Here is a 16,634-nt window from a genome sequence, read left to right on the forward strand (position 1 = left end):
AGTTGACGTGCGCGTCAACTTGAACATTCTATGCGCCCCCATCTTTCAGCTTGGTCGTCGCGACGACATTCCTTCAAAAAACGCTTAAAAGAACGATCGTGCTTTTATTATACGCACGCCGGCAAGCGCTGCTCAGGGCGGGCGCTGGTGAATGACGCGTTGCGGATAAGGTATTTCAATCTGGTGGGCGCGCAGCAATTGCAATATCTCAAGATTGATCAGTGAGCGCAGGTTGTCGCTGCCGTTCTCGGGATCGCCAATCCAGTAACCCAGCCTGAACTCCAGGCCATCAGCGCCAAAGGCCAGCAGCACCACGGAGGGATCAGGCTCTGTCAGCACCCGGGGCTGATTTGAAGCCGCCTGCAGCAGCAGGCGCGACACCAGGTCAACATCGCTGTCGTACGCCACCGACACGCTGGTGGACTGCCAAACCCTGGGGTCAGCCAATGACAGGCTCTCGACCCGGCTGGTGATGAGCATCTCGTTGGGCACAATCGATTCGCGCCCGGCCAGCGACCGGATCACGGTGTAACGCGCATTGATCTCGGTGATGACACCGGTGAAGTTGTCCACTTGCACACTGTCACCAATGCGCATGCTGCGCTCAGCAAGGATGACAAAGCCCGAGACGTAATTGGCGGCCAGCTTTTGCAGGCCAAAGCCAATGCCCACGCCAATGGCGCCACCCAGAACCGACAAGGCCGTGAGGTCGATGCCGACCGCCGACAAAGCCAGCAGCAGGCCGACAAACATCAGCAGCGCCCTGGCGGCATTGCTGAAAGCCTTGCGCAAGCTCAGCTCGCCACCGGTCGCCTTGCGCAGCAATTTGGCTTCAATGGCCGCCGAGATCCACAGCGAAATGATCAGCACCAGTCCGGCCGTCAGGGTGCCTTCAATGATTTTGCGCACCGACAACGAGGCGCCACCCACCGTCCAACTGATCTGGTCCAGCTCCTCCATCAGCAGTGGCAGCAAGCCACTGACCCAGAGCACCATGGCAACCCAGGCGATCCAGGAAATGCTGCGCTCCAGCAAGCGGATGATGGGCGTGTCATTGAAGGCTGCCTGCAGCACCTTGACGCCAAGCCTGATCACCAGCAAGGAAATCAGCACAGGAATCGCCAGCTTGAAAAGCGCCAGCGGCACGATGTGCGCGAGCAGGTGACGGGCAGCATAGGCAAGGCACAGCCACAGCGCCGGGAACAGCACGCCGTCGACAACACGGCGCCCAAACATGATCGAGTTGTGCTCGCGCTCAACAAAGGCCCTGGACACCAGTCTTACCAACAGCCAGGACAGCAGGCCGCAAGCCAGCAGCACCCCCAACTCGATCAACACGCTGGTCTGGCTCAGGGCCGCCAGCCAATCTTGCAGGTCAGTGATCGCCGGTTCAGACATCCGCCAGAACCCGGATATGTGCCTCCACGCTGCGCGACAGCGCACTCATCACATATCCGCCTTCCAGGCAACTCACAATCCGGCCACCGGCATGGCGCCGCGCCACATCCACAAGACGGCTGGTGATCCAGGCGTAGTCCTGCTCGACCAGACCGAGTTGGCCCATGTCATCCTCGCGGTGCGCGTCAAAGCCGGCGCTGATAAAGATCATCTCAGGCTTGAATTCCTCGAGCCGGGGGATCCAGGCGGCCTCGATCATGTCGCGAATGTCCATGCCCTTGGTATAGGCTGGCACTGGCAGATTGACCAGGTTTTTGGCATCGGAGTGCACCCAGTCCATCGGGTAAAACGGATGCTGGTAAAAGCTCACCATCAGGATGCGATCATCACCCGCCACGATGTCTTCGGTGCCGTTGCCGTGGTGCACGTCAAAGTCGACGATGGCCACACGATGCAGGTTGTGGCGCTCCAGCGCGTATTTGGCGGCAATGGCCACATTGTTGAAAAAGCAAAAACCGCCGGCCTTGCTGCGGCAGGCATGGTGGCCCGGCGGACGCACCGCGCAGAATGCCGTTTTCATCTCGCCTGCCATCACCGCGTCGGTGGCGTCGATGGCCGCGCCGGCGGCATTGAGGGCGGCCTCCCAGGTGTGGACATTGATGCTGGTGTCGGGGTCTATCTGCAGCTGATCATGGCCACCCGCTGCAATTTGCTCCTGGAGCTCGGCATTCAAACCGCGAATGGCGGCCACATACATGCGGTCGTGGGCCAGTTCAATGTCCGACACCGCCGCCGCCGTGGCTTCGCGCCGGTCCAGCGCCACGTCCAGGCCGGAGATCAGCAGGCGGTCATCAATGGCATCAAGCCGCTCGGGGGATTCGGGATGACCCGGCATCATTTCATGTTTGCGGCAACTTGGGTGAGTAAAGTATCCGGTCATCGTCATTTGAAAGAGTCTCCTCGTTAGTTTTTTGATATGGTGCAGTCCATGGACATACAACTTAAACTTAAATCTTTAGTCGATCAGCTTAACACGGTCATTGTTGGCAAATTTGATCAGACACAAGATTGTGTCGCATGTTTATTGGCTGGCGGGCATTTGCTGATCGAAGATGTGCCCGGAGTCGGCAAAACCACCCTGGCACACGCGCTGGCACGCACTTTTGGCCTGCAATTTTCCCGGGTTCAATTTACCTCAGACCTGATGCCCAGCGATCTGTCGGGGGTTTCGGTCTATGACCGGGGTCTGGAACAATTCATCTTTCACCCCGGGCCGCTGTTTGCCCAGGTGCTGCTGGCCGACGAGATCAACCGGGCCAGCCCCAAGACGCAAAGCGCCCTGCTGGAGGCGATGGAAGAAAAGCAGGTCACGATTGAAGGGGAAACGCGGCCCCTGCCAGTGCCATTTTTTGTCATCGCCACACAAAACCCGCACGACCAGCTGGGCACCTACCTGTTGCCTGAATCCCAACTGGACCGGTTTCTGATGCGCATCTCGCTGGGTTACCCGGACCGCGGCGCCGAACGCGATTTGCTGATGGGGCGTGACCGGCGCGAGCTTGTAGAGGCACTGCCAAGCCTGCTGACCCTGGAAGAATTGCACGCCCTGCAAAGCCAGGTGCTGGCGGTGCATGCCGCCGGCCCGCTGCTCGACTATGTGCAGGACCTGATCCAGGCAACCCGCTCCGGGCAGTGGTTCATGCAGGGCTTGAGCCCGCGCGCCGGCATCGCGGTGTTGCGCGCCGCCAAGGCCCGTGCCCTGCTGAACGGGCGTGGCTATGTGGCGCCTGACGATGTGCAGGCCATCCTGCCGCAAACCATCGCCCATCGACTGCTGCCGCTGAGCCAGGCCGGCCGGGGTGCCACTGAACAGGTGCGCGCCATGCTGGAAGCCGTGCCACTGCCATGACCGCCCTGAAGACGCTTGCCCTGTGAACCTTTTGCCGCATCCGCTGCGCCACCCCTGGGCCCATGCGCAGGCGCGGCTGGCGCGCTGGTGGCAGAGCCGTCTGCCGCTGAACGACAGCGTCACGTTGACGCAGCGCAATGTCTATATTCTGCCGACCCGCGCCGGGTTCATGCTGGGCTTGACATTGCTGGTGCTGCTGGTGGCCTCGATCAACTACCAGCTCAACCTCGGCTATTTGCTGACCTTCTTGCTGGCTGGCAGCGCCCTGGTGGGCATGCACGTGGGGCACGGCACCCTGCGCGGGCTCAACCTGAACCTGACAGCGCCCGAGGCCATTCACGCAGGCGCCAAAGCCATGTTCAGCGTCCATTTGCACAATGCTCGCAAGCGCGCTCGCTATGGCATCGGGCTGGCGGTGCTGGACGCCGGGCAATGGGCCTGGACCGATGTGGCGGGCCAGGCCGACAGCACGGTGCAGCTGGCTTACCTGCCCGAGCGGCGGGGCCTGCACCGGCTGCCAACCCTGACGGCCGAAACCCGCTTTCCGCTGGGCACTTTTCGGGTCTGGACGGTGTGGCGCCCGGCCGCCCAGGTGCTGGTCTATCCGGCGCCCGAAGCGCCCGCGGCGCCCCTGCCTGCCGGCCAGGCCCACGAGGGCAGCGCCCACGCCAGCGTCACGGCGGTGCAGGGTGAGCCCGATGGCCTGCGCGGCTATCGCCGGGGCGATGCCCTGAAAACCATTGTCTGGAAAAAAGCTGCCAAGACCGGCGAACTGGTCAGCCGTGACAGCCAGACCCTGCAACAGCAAACGCTGTGGCTGGAGCAGCAACAGACCGGCCTGAGCCAGCCTGAGGCGCAACTCAGCCGCCTGTGCGCCTGGGTGTTGCAGGCCGACCAATTGGGCCTGATCTACGGGCTGCGCCTGAAAAACCAGGACATCGCACCCGCCAGCGGCCTGGCCCACAAGCAACGCTGCCTGCGGGCCCTCGCCCTGGCCTGACCACCTTATGACGCTACCAAGCTTGAGCCACCTGCCACGCGACACCCGCGACACCTTGTTTGTGCTCGCGGTGATCGCCTGGGTGATCGCACCATTGGCCCCGGAACTCCCGCTCTGGTGCAGCCTGCTGAGCGCCGCCCTCATCGGGTGGCGCGGCATGCTGGCCTGGCGTGGCCAACCCCTGCCGTCCAAGTGGTGGCTGCTGGGCCTGCTGGGCGTTTGCCTGGCAGCAACGCTGATCAGCTTCAAGACGCTGCTGGGCCGCGACGCCGGCGTCACCATGGTGGTGGTCCTGCTGGCGCTCAAGACGCTGGAGCTGCGCGCGCGCCGGGATGCCTTTGTGGTGTTTTTTCTCGGCTTCTTCCTGATACTGACCCACTTTTTCTACTCACAGTCGCTGCTCACCGCCGCCGCCATGCTGGTCGCGCTGTTGGGCCTGCTGACGGCGCTGGTCAACGCCCACATGCCGGTGGGCAAGCCCCCGCTGTGGCAGGCGGCGCGAATGGCCGGCAGCATGGCGCTGCTCGGCGCGCCCATCATGGTGCTGCTGTTTGTGCTGTTTCCGCGCATGGCGCCGCTGTGGGGCTTGCCCAGCGATGCCATGACCGGACGCAGCGGACTGTCTGCCAGCATGACAGTGGGCAACATTGCCAGCCTGGCGCTGGACGGCAGCGTCGCCATGCGGGTGCGCTTTGAGGGCGCGGCACCGCCACAGTCGGCGCTGTACTTTCGTGGCCCGGTGCTGTCGCAATTTGACGGCCGCGCCTGGCAGGCCAGGCCATCGCCCTTGCCCGAGCGGTTCCGGTTGCCAGCCAACCTGCAGGTCACAGGCGACCCGGTTCGTTACCAAATCACACTGGAGCCCAATCGACTACCGTGGCTGCTGGTGCTTGATGCCACGCCTCAAGCCCCGGCGTTGGTGGGAAAAACCGCGCGCATGACACGCGAACTGCAATGGATTCTTGACCAGCCCGTCACTGACCTGCTGCGCTACGATGTCCAGAGCTACCCCAATTTCCAGCATGGCCCGCGCCAGCGCATGCCGGGCCTGGAGGAGTACCTGGTGCTGCCCGGCGGCTTCAACCCGCGCACCCTGGAACTGGCCGCCGAGCTGCAGCGCGATCCGCGTTATGCGCGGTCAGACGGCGCCCAATGGGTGGACATCGTGCTGCAGCGCCTGCGCAACGACGGTTACCGCTACACGCTGGAGCCCGGTGTATTTGGCCAGCACAGCGCCGACGAATTCTGGTTTGACCGCAAGGCGGGTTTTTGCGAACACATTGCGTCGAGCTTCGTCATTCTGATGCGGGCCCTGAACGTGCCCGCCCGCATCGTCACCGGCTACCAGGGCGGAGAGAAAAACGCGGTCGACGATTTCTGGACCGTCCGCCAAAGCGATGCCCACGCCTGGACCGAGGTGTGGCTTGAAGGCCAGGGCTGGCAACGCGTGGACCCGACCTCGGCTGTCGCGCCGGGTCGCACCGGCACGCTGCAGCGCCTGACCCCGCCACGCGGCGCGATCGCCAATGCCATTTTTGGAACCGTCGACCCGGCGCTGGCGCTCAATCTGCGCGCTGCCTGGGAGGCGGTCAACAACCGCTGGAACCAATGGGTGCTGGACTACACCCAAACCAAACAACTTGACCTGCTGAAAAACATCGGTTTCAACGAACCCGACTGGCAGGACCTCATTTATGTGCTGATCGCGCTGGTGGTGGCGGCCAGCCTGGGCGGGGCCGGCTGGAGCGCCTGGGAACGCCATCACCAGGACCCCTGGCTGCGCCTGCTGCACCGTGCCATCAAGCGACTGCAGGCATCAGGCGTACCGCTGGCATCCAACAGCACGCCGCGCCAGGTCGCGCAGCAACTTTTGGCCGGCGCTGCGCGTCCTTCACCACAGCCGGACCGGGCGCGGCTTGCCTGGCAGGACTGGTTGCTCAAGCTTGAGGCCCTGCGTTATGCCACGCCTGCCGATGGGCAGCACAGACACTTCAAGCACCAACTCGCTACACTGCGCAGCGAACTCAAACACCTGAACTGGCCCAAGTGAACTTATTCCTCTTTTCAAGGCAACGGCAACACCACAAGCTCCTGAAAATGCTTGTTTTCATGGTTGCTGGCGCGCTCTCCGTCAGTGCCTTCGCGGGCAAGCACATCAACAAAAAGGCCAAAACCGCCGTCAGTGCCAGCGTGGTACCCGGCCCCAGCTATGCCCAGCGGCTTGATGCCATGCGAGCAGCCGACGACATGGCACAGCGCCGTGACCTGGACCCGGCCTGGGTGCGCCAGACGCTGGGCCAGGCGCGCTATGTGGCAGCCATTGCCAAGGCGGTAACCCCGCCGGCGGTGGGCGTCGCCAAAAACTGGCAGCTCTACCGCAGCCGCTTTGTCGAACCCATACGCATTCGCGCCGGCGTTGAATTCTGGCAAACCCATCGCGACACGCTCAAGCGCGCCGAACTTGAGACCGGCGTGCCCGCTGAGATCGTGGTGGGCATCATTGGCGTGGAAACCATTTACGGACAGCAAATGGGCAATTACCGGGTGCTCGACGCACTCGCCACGCTGGCCTTTGACTTTCCGGAAAGCCACCCGCGGGCGGCACAGCGCAGCGCCTATTTCAAGGAAGAGCTGGAGCAATTTTTAAGCTGGATGCAGCGCAGCGGACAAGACCCGCTGGCCCTCAAGGGCAGCTATGCCGGTGCCATGGGCTGGCCCCAGTTCATGCCGTCAAGCTGGCACAAATACGCGGTCGACTTTGACGGCAACGGTGTCGTGGATTTGTTTGGCAGCCCGGCCGACGCCATTGGTTCGGTGGCCAACTATTTGAAGTCGTTCAACTGGCAACCCGGTTTGGCGACCCACTTCCCGGTGAGGTTCGATGCGCAAAAGCTCGACATGAACACACTCATGGCCCCTGACATCCTGCCCACGTTCAGCGTGGAGAGTTTTCAGGCCAAGGGCGCGATGCTTGGCGGCGAGGCGCTGGCACACAGCGGCAATCTGGCCTTGATCGAATTGCAGATGGGCGACGCCGCCCCGGTGTACGTGGCGGGCACTGACAATTTTTATGCCATCACCCGCTACAACTGGAGCAGCTACTACGCCCTGGCCGTGATCGAACTTGGCCAGTCCGTGGCCCAGGCCATGCCCCCCTAAGCGCAGCCCGTCAAACCGGCACAGGCACCAGAAAATCGCTGCTGATGTGGGCTCCCAAATCGTTCACCCGGTCCAGAAACTGGGTCAGGTAGGCATGCAGGCCGGTCGCCAGGATTTCGTCGATGCGGCCAAATTTCAGCTCGGCACACAGTTTGCCGGCACGGCGCTGGGTTTCACTGGACTGGTCATTGGCCACCATGCCCAAATTGGCCACCACCTCATTCAGGCTGGCGTGCAGGGAGCGCGGCATGTCGGGGCGCAGAATCAGCAACTCGGCCACGCGCTCGGGCCGGATCACATCGCGATAGACCTTGCGATACACCTCAAACCCGCTGACGCTGCGCAGAATGGCGCTCCAGTGGTAGAAGTCATATTCCTGGTCCTTGCCATTGGCCGCGCCATAAAAGTCATTTTCGACGGCGTGGAACTTGACGTCGACCAGGCGCGCGGTGTTGTCGGCACGCTCCAAAAAAGTGCCCAGGCGCATGAAGTAAAGGGCCTCGTCCATCAGCATGGTGCCCACTGTGACGCCGCGTGACAGGTGCGAGCGAAACTTGACCCATTCAAAAAATTGCGACGGGTCTTTTTCAAACTCGTCGTTCTTGATCATTCTCTTGACCTCCAGCCAGGTCTGGTTTTGGGTTTCCCAAACCTCGGTGGTCAGCGTGCCGCGCACGGCGCGGGCGTTTTCCCTGGCAGCGCTCAGGCACGAGACGATCGAAGACGGGTTGCTTTCGTCCTTGACCATGAAGTCCATCACTTCCTTGACGCGAATCTCACCATGCTTTTTCTTGTAGCTGGCGCTGAGCTCACTGATCGACAGCAGCCCCTGCCAGCCCAACAGCGCCATTGCCTCAGACTGGGGGAGCAGCGAAGTCTGGTAGTTGACGTCGATCAGGCGCGCCGTGTTTTCAGCGCGTTCGGTGTAGCGATTCATCCAAAACAGGTGGTCGGCGGTACGTGACAACATGGGGGGCTTTCTGATAATTTAATGGAAGGACTGGCCTTGGAGTGCCATTTGGCGCGGGCTCACAGGTCGCGGCCCTGTTTTTGGGCCTGAGCCAGGACTTCGGTCACCGCAGCGACGGCAGCGGGCAATTCGTCCTCCAGAATCCAGGTGTCTTTGGTGCCGCCGCCCTGCGACGAATTGACCACCAGCGAGCCCTCTTTCAGCGCCACCCGGGTCAGGCCGCCCGGCACCATCTGCACCGACTTGCCACTGAGCACGTAGGGGCGCAAATCAATGTGACGCGGCGCAATGCCGCTTTCAACAAAAGTCGGGCAGCTCGACAAGCTCAGCGTGGGCTGGGCAATGTAGCCACTCGGGTTGGCCAGCACGGCTTTTTTGAATTCTTCGATTTCGGCTTTGGTGGACGCCGGCCCCACCAGCATGCCGTAGCCACCGGCGCCATGCACTTCCTTGACCACCAGGTCTTTCATGTTGGCGATCACATAAGACAACTCGTCCTTGTTGCGGCACATGTAGGTCGGCACATTGTTCAAAATGGGTTTCTCGCCCAGATAAAACTCGATCATCTTCGGCACGTAGGGGTAGATCGACTTGTCGTCTGCCACGCCGGTGCCCACACCGTTGCAAATGTTGATGTGACCGGCCCGGTACACCTCGAGCAAGCCCGCACAGCCCAGGGTGGAGGTGGGCAGGAACGCGTCGGGATCGAGAAAATCGTCATCGACGCGGCGGTAGATCACATCGACCCGCTGCGGGCCGCGGGTGGTGCGCATGTAGCAAAAGTTGTCCTTGACAAACAGGTCCTGGCCCTCGACCAACTCCACCCCCATTTGCTGCGCCAGAAAGGCGTGCTCGAAGTAGGCACTGTTGTACATGCCGGGCGTGAGCACCACCACGGTGGGTTCAGCGGTGGTGGCCGGGCTGCTTTCACGCAGGGTTTCCAGCAGCAGGTCGGGGTAATGCGCGATCGGCGCGACCCGGTGGGCATTGAACAGATTGGGGAACAGCCGCATCATCATCTTGCGGTCTTCCAGCATGTAACTGACGCCGCTGGGCACGCGCAGGTTGTCTTCGAGCACGTAGTATTCGCCCTTGCCCTTGGCATCCGGCGCGCGCACGATGTCGATGCCGGCAATTTGGGAATAGACATTGTTGGGCAGGTCAATGCCCATCATTTGCGGCCGAAACTGGGAGTTTTGCTCGATTTGCTCGCGCGGGATCAGGCCCGCCTTGAGAATTTCCTGGTCGTGGTAAACATCGTGCAAGAAGCGGTTCAGGGCGGTGACGCGCTGCTCCAGACCGCGCTCCATGCTGCGCCATTCGTGCGCCGGAATGATGCGGGGAATCAGGTCAAAGGGAATCAGGCGCTCGGTGCCCGCGCCCTCCTCGTCTTTTTCGCCGTAAACGGCAAATGTGATGCCGACGCGGCGAAAGATCATTTCAGCCTCTTCCCGCCGTTTGGCCATCATGTTGCCGGGCTGACGCGCCAGCCACTCGTCGTAAATCTTGTAGTGATCCCGAATTTGATCCCCATGGGTGAAAAACTCATAGGGAAGCTTGGTGTACATCTCGTCAAATTTCTGCATCATCTGTTACTCCTTCTACTCACTTAGCAAACTTTAGGCCAAAACCACTCAAGGCACCAAATGATGCCAGTAACGTTTTTGCACCTCGCGCGCGCACTGTACCCGGTCCGGGTGCCAGGATTGCCAACTTGCTGCACCACAATGAGGCGTGTCGATCAGCCTGATTCCACGCACATCGTAACGCACCAAAACAGGGCTGACAGGATGACCAAAGCGATTCCTGTAGCCTGCCTGCACCCAGGCCTGGCGCGGTTGCACTGCATCCAGAAACAAGTCGCTGCTGGAGGTTTTGCTTCCGTGATGCGGCACCAGCAACACATCGGCACGCAAATTCCCCGGCGGCTGGTCCGCGCTGGCCGCGCCATTTTGGCTGCGCGCCACCAGTTGCGCCTCCTGCGCCTGCTCGATGTCGCCCGCCAGCAGCACCGCCTGCGCGCCATTGGCAATGCGCACAACGCAACTCATCGCATTGGTTTTGCGCGCATCACCGTAGTCGGTGGCCAGCGGGTGCAGCACTTCAAAATCGACGCCATCCCATTGCCAGCGCTGGCCCGCCAGACAGCGCTTGACCGGTCGCAGCGCCTGCAACGCATGCCCTTCTTCAATCGAACTCAGCAGTTGGGCCTGCGGTTGCATTTTGAGGACGGCTTTGGCACCCCCGGTATGGTCGGTGTCGCGGTGGCTCAGCACCAGGGTGTCAAGCTGCACGCCCAAGGCGCGCAACAGCGGCACCAGCACCCGGTGCCCGGCATCACTTTCCCGGCTGTACTGCGGGCCGGCGTCGTACAGCAGGGCATGGTGGGCGGTGCGCACCAGCACCGCACTGCCCTGACCCACATCGGCCGCCAACAGCTCAAATTCACCCGCCGGGATGGGTGGCACCTGCCAGAACAGCACGGGCAACAGCAGCGGCGCACCGCCCAGCCGCAATGCCCACGGCAGGCGCAGCGCCAGCAGCAGGCCACCCAGCACGCCGGCCACGCCAGCCCACCACGGCGCCTGCGCCAGACTCACGCTGGCCCATGGCCACTGCGCCAGACCGCGCAACAACGCCGCCATCAGGCCAATGGCCCAGGCTGCCAGGTCCCACAGCGGGTGCAGCAGCACGCCCAGCATGGCCATTGGCGTCACCACCAGGGTCACCCACGGAATCGCCAGCGCATTGGCCAGCAACCCGACCAGCGAGACCTGGCCAAACAGCAACAAGCTCAAGGGCGTGAGCGCCAGCGTGATCATCCACTGCTCCCGCATCAGGGTTGAGAAGCGAGCCTTGACCGCCGAACCGCTGATCCTGGACACACCGGCGTCGGTCGCAAACAGCACGCCCACCGCGACAAAACTCAGCCAGAAACCAGCCTGCAGCAAGGCCCATGGATCCACCAGCACCACCACCGCGCAGGCCAGCAACCAGACCTGCGGCCAGGGCCAGCGCACCCCCAGCAAGCGCAAGGCACCCACCGTGGCCAGCATCAGCACGGTGCGCTGCGCCGGCACGCCCCAGCCGCTGAACAGGGCATAGGCCGTGGCCAGCGCCATGCCGCCCAGCAAGGCGGCAGTCGGTGCCGGCACGCGCAAACAGAGCCAGGCCGAGCGCCGCCACAGCCAGCCCAGCGCCAGCGCCGCGGCCCAGGCGAACATGGTGATGTGCAAACCCGAAATGCTCATCAGGTGCGCCACGCCAGTGGCCCTGAAAACATCCCAGTCGGCGCGGTCGATGGCTGCCTGGTCGCCCACCACCAGCGCGGCGATGAGTCCGGCGGCATCCGTATCAGCCAGGTGTAAAAAGATCTGGTCGCGCACCTGGCCGCGCGCCCACTGCACCGGGCGCTGCCAGGTAAACGCCAGCAGCGAGGGCGCGGGATCACGCGGGCCGGCGCGCACATAACCGGTGGCCTGCACGCCCTGCACCCACTGCCACAGCTCGTAGTCAAAACCGTGCGGATTGACAGCGCCGTGCGGCGCTTTGAGGCGCACCGTCAGCTGCCAGCGCTCGCCCGCCTGCACCAGCGCCGGCTTGCGTTGCAGTTCACCCATGAATTCTCCAGGGCCATCACCCCGGGCATAAACACCGGCATACCAGCCCAGTTCCAGCCTTGGTGGCAAGCGCAGCGGTGCCGCGTCCAGGCTGGCAGACTCGACATCAAAAAGAAAACGCACACCGCCCTCAAAGTGCTGGGGCATGGCGGCCACTACTCCGGTCACGGCGATGTCGCGCCCCTCCAGCGCCGGCTCCAGGGCATGGCTGCCAAATGCCTGGGCGCGCCAGCCGGTGCTGGCAAATGCGAGCGCAGCAAAGGCGCCCATGAGCAAGCCCCAACGCAGGGCGGGCCAGGGCGCGCGCAGGCTCAAAACCAAAGCCAGCAAACCCAGCAACACCCCGACAAGGTTATCGGTGGCAGACATCAGCACCGACTGCTGCAACTGCAGGGCGTTGCCCAGCAAGATGCCCAGCAGCGCCGGAATCAGGCCGCGGGCAACACCAAACAGGGATCCCGTGGGGTGAAGAAACGGGCCGGCTTGCATGTCAGGCGCCCGTATCGCAGACAGATCAGGATTGGGGGCTTGGCAACACGCTGCCAGTCACCTGGCGCGACCAGTCAATGGGGTCTTGCTGCAGCACCATGTCGATGTCGAGCCCCAAAATTTCAGCCACCAGCGACGGGAAAGTGACTGTCAGGGCGTTGTGTTGCAAGCCCTGCTGGTTGGCACGGGCACGCCATTGCGCCAAGTGCAGCACCCCGGCCAATGGCTCGTATGCATCGTGGTCAAACGGGGCATGGGCATTGGCCAGCGCATCGCACAAAATCTCTGGCAACTTCGCCTTTTGTGCCATGGCCGAACTAAGCTCGGTGTAGCAATAACCAAACAGCTGGCGTTCGGCGCGAGCACGCCTGAAGTCCAGGGGTGGACAAATTTCATCCAGCACCAGGGCCCGCGGCAGCGCCGCCCGCATGACCAGTTCGCCAAGCGCATGGATCAGCCCCGCCACATAAGCCGCCTGCTGGTTTTGCTGCAACAGGCCAGCCAGCGCGCGAGCCACACGCGCGCAATCGTGGCTGTAAGCCCAGAACTGCATCAGGGGCAAGCCCGCACCGGCCTTGAAAGTGGTCTGCACCAGCGCCTGGCCGACCAGGCTGTGCACCTGCTCCAGCCGCAACAGCGCCAACGCCTCAGAGACGCTGCAGACCTTGCCGGAAAGTCCAAAAAAGGGGGCGTTGGCCACCTGCAACATGCGCAAACTCAGCACCGGATCGGCCTTGATGAACTGGTCAATGCGGCGCAGGTCGGGCTGCACCTGTTTGAGCTCGGTCAGCAGCAAGGCCAGCACCCGCGGGCTGCTCGGTAACGGGGTTGGGTGTGCCAGCAGTTCAGCCAGTTCCATAACGGCTAGCGCCCCAGGGGTTTGAGCTTGGAAAATGCAGAGGACATGGCTGTGGATTGTGGCGCATGCGCGCGCTGTTGGGCATTGGCGCCCTGAAAACGGTTGTCGCCGGCACTGCCGCTGCGCGCCGGGGCTGCACCCAGCTTCATGGTCAGCGCAATGCGCTTGCGCGCCACGTCCACCTCGACCACCTGCACCCGGACGATATCGCCGGTCTTGACCACCTCGCGGGCATCGGTGACAAACTTGTGGCTGAGCTGGCTCACATGCACCAGACCGTCCTGATGCACCCCCAGGTCAATAAAGGCGCCAAAAGCCGCCACATTGCTCACCGTGCCCTCCAGCACCATGCCTTCTTTCAGGTCGCGGATGTCTTCCACGCCGTCGTTGAAGCGTGCCACCTTGAAGTCGGGGCGCGGGTCGCGGCCGGGCTTTTCCAGCTCGACCAGAATGTCCTTGACGGTGATGACACCAAATTTTTCGTTGGCAAAGAGCTCGGGGCGCAGCGTTTTGAGCATGTCGGCGCGGCCCATCAGGGTGGCCACCGGCTGGCCGGTCCTGGCCATGATTTGCTCGACCACCGGGTAGGTTTCGGGGTGCACACCGGTCATGTCGAGCGGGTTGGCGCCGCCACGAATGCGCAAGAAACCGGCGCTTTGCTCAAACGCCTTCGGCCCCAAACCGCTGACTTTCAGCAAATCCTGGCGGCTGGCAAAGGCGCCATTGGCCTCACGCCAGCGCACCACCGCCTTGGCCACGCTGGCACTCAGGCCCGACACCCGGCTCAGCAGCGGCACACTGGCCATGTTCAAGTCCACCCCGACCGAGTTCACGCAGTCTTCCACCACGGCTTCCAGCGTTTTGGCCAGATCGCTCTGGTTCACGTCATGCTGGTATTGCCCCACGCCGATGCTTTTGGGGTCGATCTTGACCAGCTCGGCCAGCGGGTCCTGCAGGCGCCGGGCAATGCTGGCGGCGCCGCGCAGGCTCACGTCCACGTCAGGCATCTCCTGCGAGGCAAATTCGCTGGCGGAGTACACGGACGCCCCGGCTTCGCTAACCACCACCTTTTCCATCGGGCGATCGGACGACTTGGCCATGAGTTTGATCAAATCAGCAGCCAATTTGTCGGTCTCGCGGCTGGCGGTGCCATTGCCAATGGCGATCAGGTTAACGCCGTGTTTTTCGCACAATTTGGCGAGGATGTGGAGTGAGCCGTCCCAGTCTTTGCGTGGCTCGTGCGGGTAAACCGTGCTGGTATCGACCAGCTTGCCGGTGGCATCAACCACCGCCACCTTGACCCCGGTGCGAATGCCGGGGTCAAGCCCCAGCACCACGCGCGGTCCGGCGGGCGCGGCCAGCAACAGGTCGCGCAGGTTGTCGGCAAACACCTTGATGGCAACACGCTCAGCCTCTTCGCGCAGCCGGGCAAACAGGTCGCGCTCGGTCGACAGGCTCAGCTTGACGCGCCAAGCCCAGGCCACACACTTGCGGATCAGATCGTCAGCCGGGCGGCCCAGGTGGCTCCAGCCCAGCTTGAGGGCAATGCGCCCTTCGGCGAGCGACACAGCGGGCGTGGCCCGGGTTTTGGGCGAATCTGACGGCACTGGCGTGCGGGTGGCGCCCGCAACGAGGGGCTCGGGCAGCACCAGCCTGGCATCCAGAATCTCAAGACTGCGGCCGCGAAACACGGCCAGCGCCCGGTGTGACGGCACCCGGCTGATGGGCTCGTCGTAGTCGAAGTAGTCGCGAAACTTGGCCACCTCGGCCTGATTCTCGTCCCGGCCGGCCATCAGCCTGGATTGCAGCAGCCCCTCGGTCCACAGCCATTCGCGCAGGTTTTGCACCAGCGCCGGGGTTTCGGCCCAGCGCTCGCTGAGGAGGTCGCGCACGCCGTCCAGCACCGCCGGCACGCTTGAAAAATCGGGTTGTTTGTCTTCGCCCTCCACCACCGGGCGCATCGGAATCACATAAGCCCGCGCTTCATCGGCCGGCACCAGGCCGGGGTTGGCAAACAGCGCATCGGCCAGTGGCTCCAGTCCGGCTTCACGCGCCAACTGGCCTTTGGTGCGGCGCTTGAGTTTGAACGGCAGATACAGGTCTTCAAGCTCCTGCTTGGTCGCCGCGGCATGCAGCGCCGCCAGCAATGCGGGCGTCAACTTGCCCTGCTCGTCAATCGCCTTGATGACGGTTTGCAAGCGGTCGCGCAGTTCGCGCAGATAGCCCAGGCGCGCCTCCAGTTCGCGCAGTTGGATGTCGTCCAGGCCGCCGGTCACCTCCTTGCGGTAGCGGGCAATAAAGGGCACTGTGGCGCCACCGTCGAGCAGTTCCACAGCAGCCACCACCTGATGCGCCTGCACCCTGATTTCTTGCGCTATTTGAGTGATGATTTGTTGCATGTGGCAATGAAAAGCCAGCGCCCGGCTGGCTGAAAAAAATACAAGGATGCGAGTGTGCCACAGGGCAGCGCCTGTCAGATCTCCAGCAGCATCTCCAGGTGCGGGATGCCATCTTCGACGTAAGGCTTGCCGACGTCCTTGAAGCCATACCTGGCATAAAACTCCTGCAAATGCGCCTGGGCACCAATGCGAATGGCCTGCGGCCCCCACACCTGGTTGACGGCCGCCACTGCCTGCTCCATCAGCGTGTGGCCAAGCCCGGTGCCGCGGGCGCACTGACGTATCAGGACCCGGCCAATGCTGGCCTCGGGAAACATGACACCCGGCCCAAAGCAGCGCGCATACGCCTTCAATTCTTCGCCTTGCACGCCCAGCAAATGCATGGCCTCAAGGTCGTGGCCGTCAAGGTCCTGAAAAATGCACTGCTGCTCCACCACAAACACCTCACTGCGCAGGCGCAACACCTCGTACAACTCGCCCACCCGCAAATCATCAAACGACATCAGGCGCCACACCGGCATGTCCGTTTCACGGGCCCTTGACGATCCCACCGACCAAAATTTGAATGTCATGATGCCGGCTCCTGCAGATGCAATTTGACCAACTGCTTGCCAAAGTTCCTGCCCTTGAGCAAGCCCAAAAAGGCCTCCGGCGCGGCCTCGAGGCCCTGCGCAACGGACTCCCTGGCGCGCAACTTGCCGGTGGCCACCAGGGTGCCGAGTTCCTTGAGCGCCTCGGGCCAGACCGCCATGTGCTCGCTCACAATGAAGCCCTGCACTTTCAGGCGGTTCACCAAAATCAGCGCCGGGTAGCTCATGGGCAGCGGTGCGC

The 16,634-nt window shown here is 62.9% G+C and carries 12 protein-coding genes and 1 pseudogene; 4 read left to right on the forward strand and 9 right to left on the reverse strand.

Annotated elements, in window-relative coordinates; genetic code table 11:
- Positions 1 to 132 precede the first annotated feature (132 nt).
- Positions 133 to 1,398, reverse strand: coding sequence for a mechanosensitive ion channel domain-containing protein (locus tag GPS82_RS09010; protein WP_296493562.1), 1,266 nt, complete (start codon positions 1,396 to 1,398; stop codon positions 133 to 135).
- Positions 1,391 to 2,344 carry a histone deacetylase family protein gene (locus tag GPS82_RS09015; RefSeq protein WP_296493564.1) on the reverse strand — a complete coding sequence of 318 codons (954 nt, stop codon included), beginning with the start codon at positions 2,342 to 2,344 and terminating at the stop codon, positions 1,391 to 1,393. Before GPS82_RS09015 ends, GPS82_RS09010 begins: the two co-directional genes overlap by 8 nt.
- Positions 2,345 to 2,386: 42 nt before the next feature.
- Between GPS82_RS09015 and GPS82_RS09020 the strand changes: the two genes are divergently transcribed.
- Genes GPS82_RS09020 through mltB form a run of 4 tightly spaced genes read left to right on the forward strand, consistent with a single transcriptional unit; the run spans position 2,387 to position 7,466 of the window.
- Positions 2,387 to 3,307: a MoxR family ATPase gene (locus GPS82_RS09020; protein WP_296493567.1), complete on the forward strand. Its 921-nt coding sequence runs from the start codon at positions 2,387 to 2,389 to the stop codon at positions 3,305 to 3,307.
- Between the two features lie 31 nt (positions 3,308 to 3,338).
- The gene (locus GPS82_RS09025; protein WP_296493586.1) at positions 3,339 to 4,307 is read left to right on the forward strand and encodes a DUF58 domain-containing protein; all 969 of its coding nucleotides are present in this window, start codon (positions 3,339 to 3,341) and stop codon (positions 4,305 to 4,307) included.
- Between the two features lie 7 nt (positions 4,308 to 4,314).
- Positions 4,315 to 6,357, forward strand: a complete 2,043-nt coding sequence (locus GPS82_RS09030) for a DUF3488 and transglutaminase-like domain-containing protein (protein WP_296493569.1) — start codon at positions 4,315 to 4,317, stop codon at positions 6,355 to 6,357.
- Positions 6,358 to 6,404: 47 nt separating this feature from the next.
- Positions 6,405 to 7,466, forward strand: coding sequence for a lytic murein transglycosylase B (gene mltB, locus GPS82_RS09035; RefSeq protein ID WP_296493572.1), 1,062 nt, complete (start codon positions 6,405 to 6,407; stop codon positions 7,464 to 7,466).
- Positions 7,467 to 7,476: 10 nt separating this feature from the next.
- On the opposite strand, the gene GPS82_RS09040 is transcribed toward mltB, so the two are convergent.
- The 7 genes and pseudogenes from GPS82_RS09040 to GPS82_RS09070 all read right to left on the reverse strand — a co-directional run.
- Complete coding sequence (locus GPS82_RS09040) at positions 7,477 to 8,436, reverse strand: alpha-E domain-containing protein (protein ID WP_296493575.1); 960 nt, start codon at positions 8,434 to 8,436, stop codon at positions 7,477 to 7,479.
- 59 nt (positions 8,437 to 8,495) lie between these two features.
- Positions 8,496 to 10,022 carry a circularly permuted type 2 ATP-grasp protein gene (locus GPS82_RS09045; protein WP_296493587.1) on the reverse strand — a complete coding sequence of 509 codons (1,527 nt, stop codon included), beginning with the start codon at positions 10,020 to 10,022 and terminating at the stop codon, positions 8,496 to 8,498.
- 48 nt (positions 10,023 to 10,070) lie between these two features.
- Positions 10,071 to 12,545, reverse strand: coding sequence for a DNA internalization-related competence protein ComEC/Rec2 (locus GPS82_RS09050; protein WP_296493578.1), 2,475 nt, complete (start codon positions 12,543 to 12,545; stop codon positions 10,071 to 10,073).
- Positions 12,546 to 12,570: 25 nt separating this feature from the next.
- The gene (locus GPS82_RS09055; RefSeq protein ID WP_296493580.1) at positions 12,571 to 13,404 is read right to left on the reverse strand and encodes an HDOD domain-containing protein; all 834 of its coding nucleotides are present in this window, start codon (positions 13,402 to 13,404) and stop codon (positions 12,571 to 12,573) included.
- A gap of 5 nt (positions 13,405 to 13,409) precedes the next feature.
- Positions 13,410 to 15,803: a Tex family protein gene (locus GPS82_RS09060; protein ID WP_296493582.1), complete on the reverse strand. Its 2,394-nt coding sequence runs from the start codon at positions 15,801 to 15,803 to the stop codon at positions 13,410 to 13,412.
- A 74-nt stretch (positions 15,804 to 15,877) separates the two neighbouring features.
- On the reverse strand, positions 15,878 to 16,375 hold the full coding sequence (locus GPS82_RS09065; protein ID WP_296493584.1) for a GNAT family N-acetyltransferase: 498 nt from the start codon (positions 16,373 to 16,375) through the stop codon (positions 15,878 to 15,880).
- A pseudogene (locus tag GPS82_RS09070) lies at positions 16,372 to 16,634 on the reverse strand (NADP-dependent oxidoreductase); the annotation flags it as partial. The gene GPS82_RS09065 and the pseudogene GPS82_RS09070, both read right to left, overlap by 4 nt.

The organism is Rhodoferax sp. (assembly GCF_011391645.1).
Lineage (GTDB): Bacteria > Pseudomonadota > Gammaproteobacteria > Burkholderiales > Burkholderiaceae_C > Rhodoferax.

Coding starts and splice junctions, on each gene's coding strand:
- GPS82_RS09020 (WP_296493567.1), top strand. CDS start 2,387: ATGGACATACAACTTAAACTTAAATCTTTAGTCGATCAGCTTAACACG.
- GPS82_RS09060 (WP_296493582.1), bottom strand. CDS start 15,803: ATGCAACAAATCATCACTCAAATAGCGCAAGAAATCAGGGTGCAGGCG.
- GPS82_RS09065 (WP_296493584.1), bottom strand. CDS start 16,375: ATGACATTCAAATTTTGGTCGGTGGGATCGTCAAGGGCCCGTGAAACG.
- GPS82_RS09015 (WP_296493564.1), bottom strand. CDS start 2,344: ATGACGATGACCGGATACTTTACTCACCCAAGTTGCCGCAAACATGAA.
- GPS82_RS09030 (WP_296493569.1), top strand. CDS start 4,315: ATGACGCTACCAAGCTTGAGCCACCTGCCACGCGACACCCGCGACACC.
- GPS82_RS09045 (WP_296493587.1), bottom strand. CDS start 10,022: ATGCAGAAATTTGACGAGATGTACACCAAGCTTCCCTATGAGTTTTTC.
- GPS82_RS09050 (WP_296493578.1), bottom strand. CDS start 12,545: ATGCAAGCCGGCCCGTTTCTTCACCCCACGGGATCCCTGTTTGGTGTT.
- GPS82_RS09040 (WP_296493575.1), bottom strand. CDS start 8,436: ATGTTGTCACGTACCGCCGACCACCTGTTTTGGATGAATCGCTACACC.
- GPS82_RS09010 (WP_296493562.1), bottom strand. CDS start 1,398: ATGTCTGAACCGGCGATCACTGACCTGCAAGATTGGCTGGCGGCCCTG.
- mltB (WP_296493572.1), top strand. CDS start 6,405: ATGCTTGTTTTCATGGTTGCTGGCGCGCTCTCCGTCAGTGCCTTCGCG.
- GPS82_RS09055 (WP_296493580.1), bottom strand. CDS start 13,404: ATGGAACTGGCTGAACTGCTGGCACACCCAACCCCGTTACCGAGCAGC.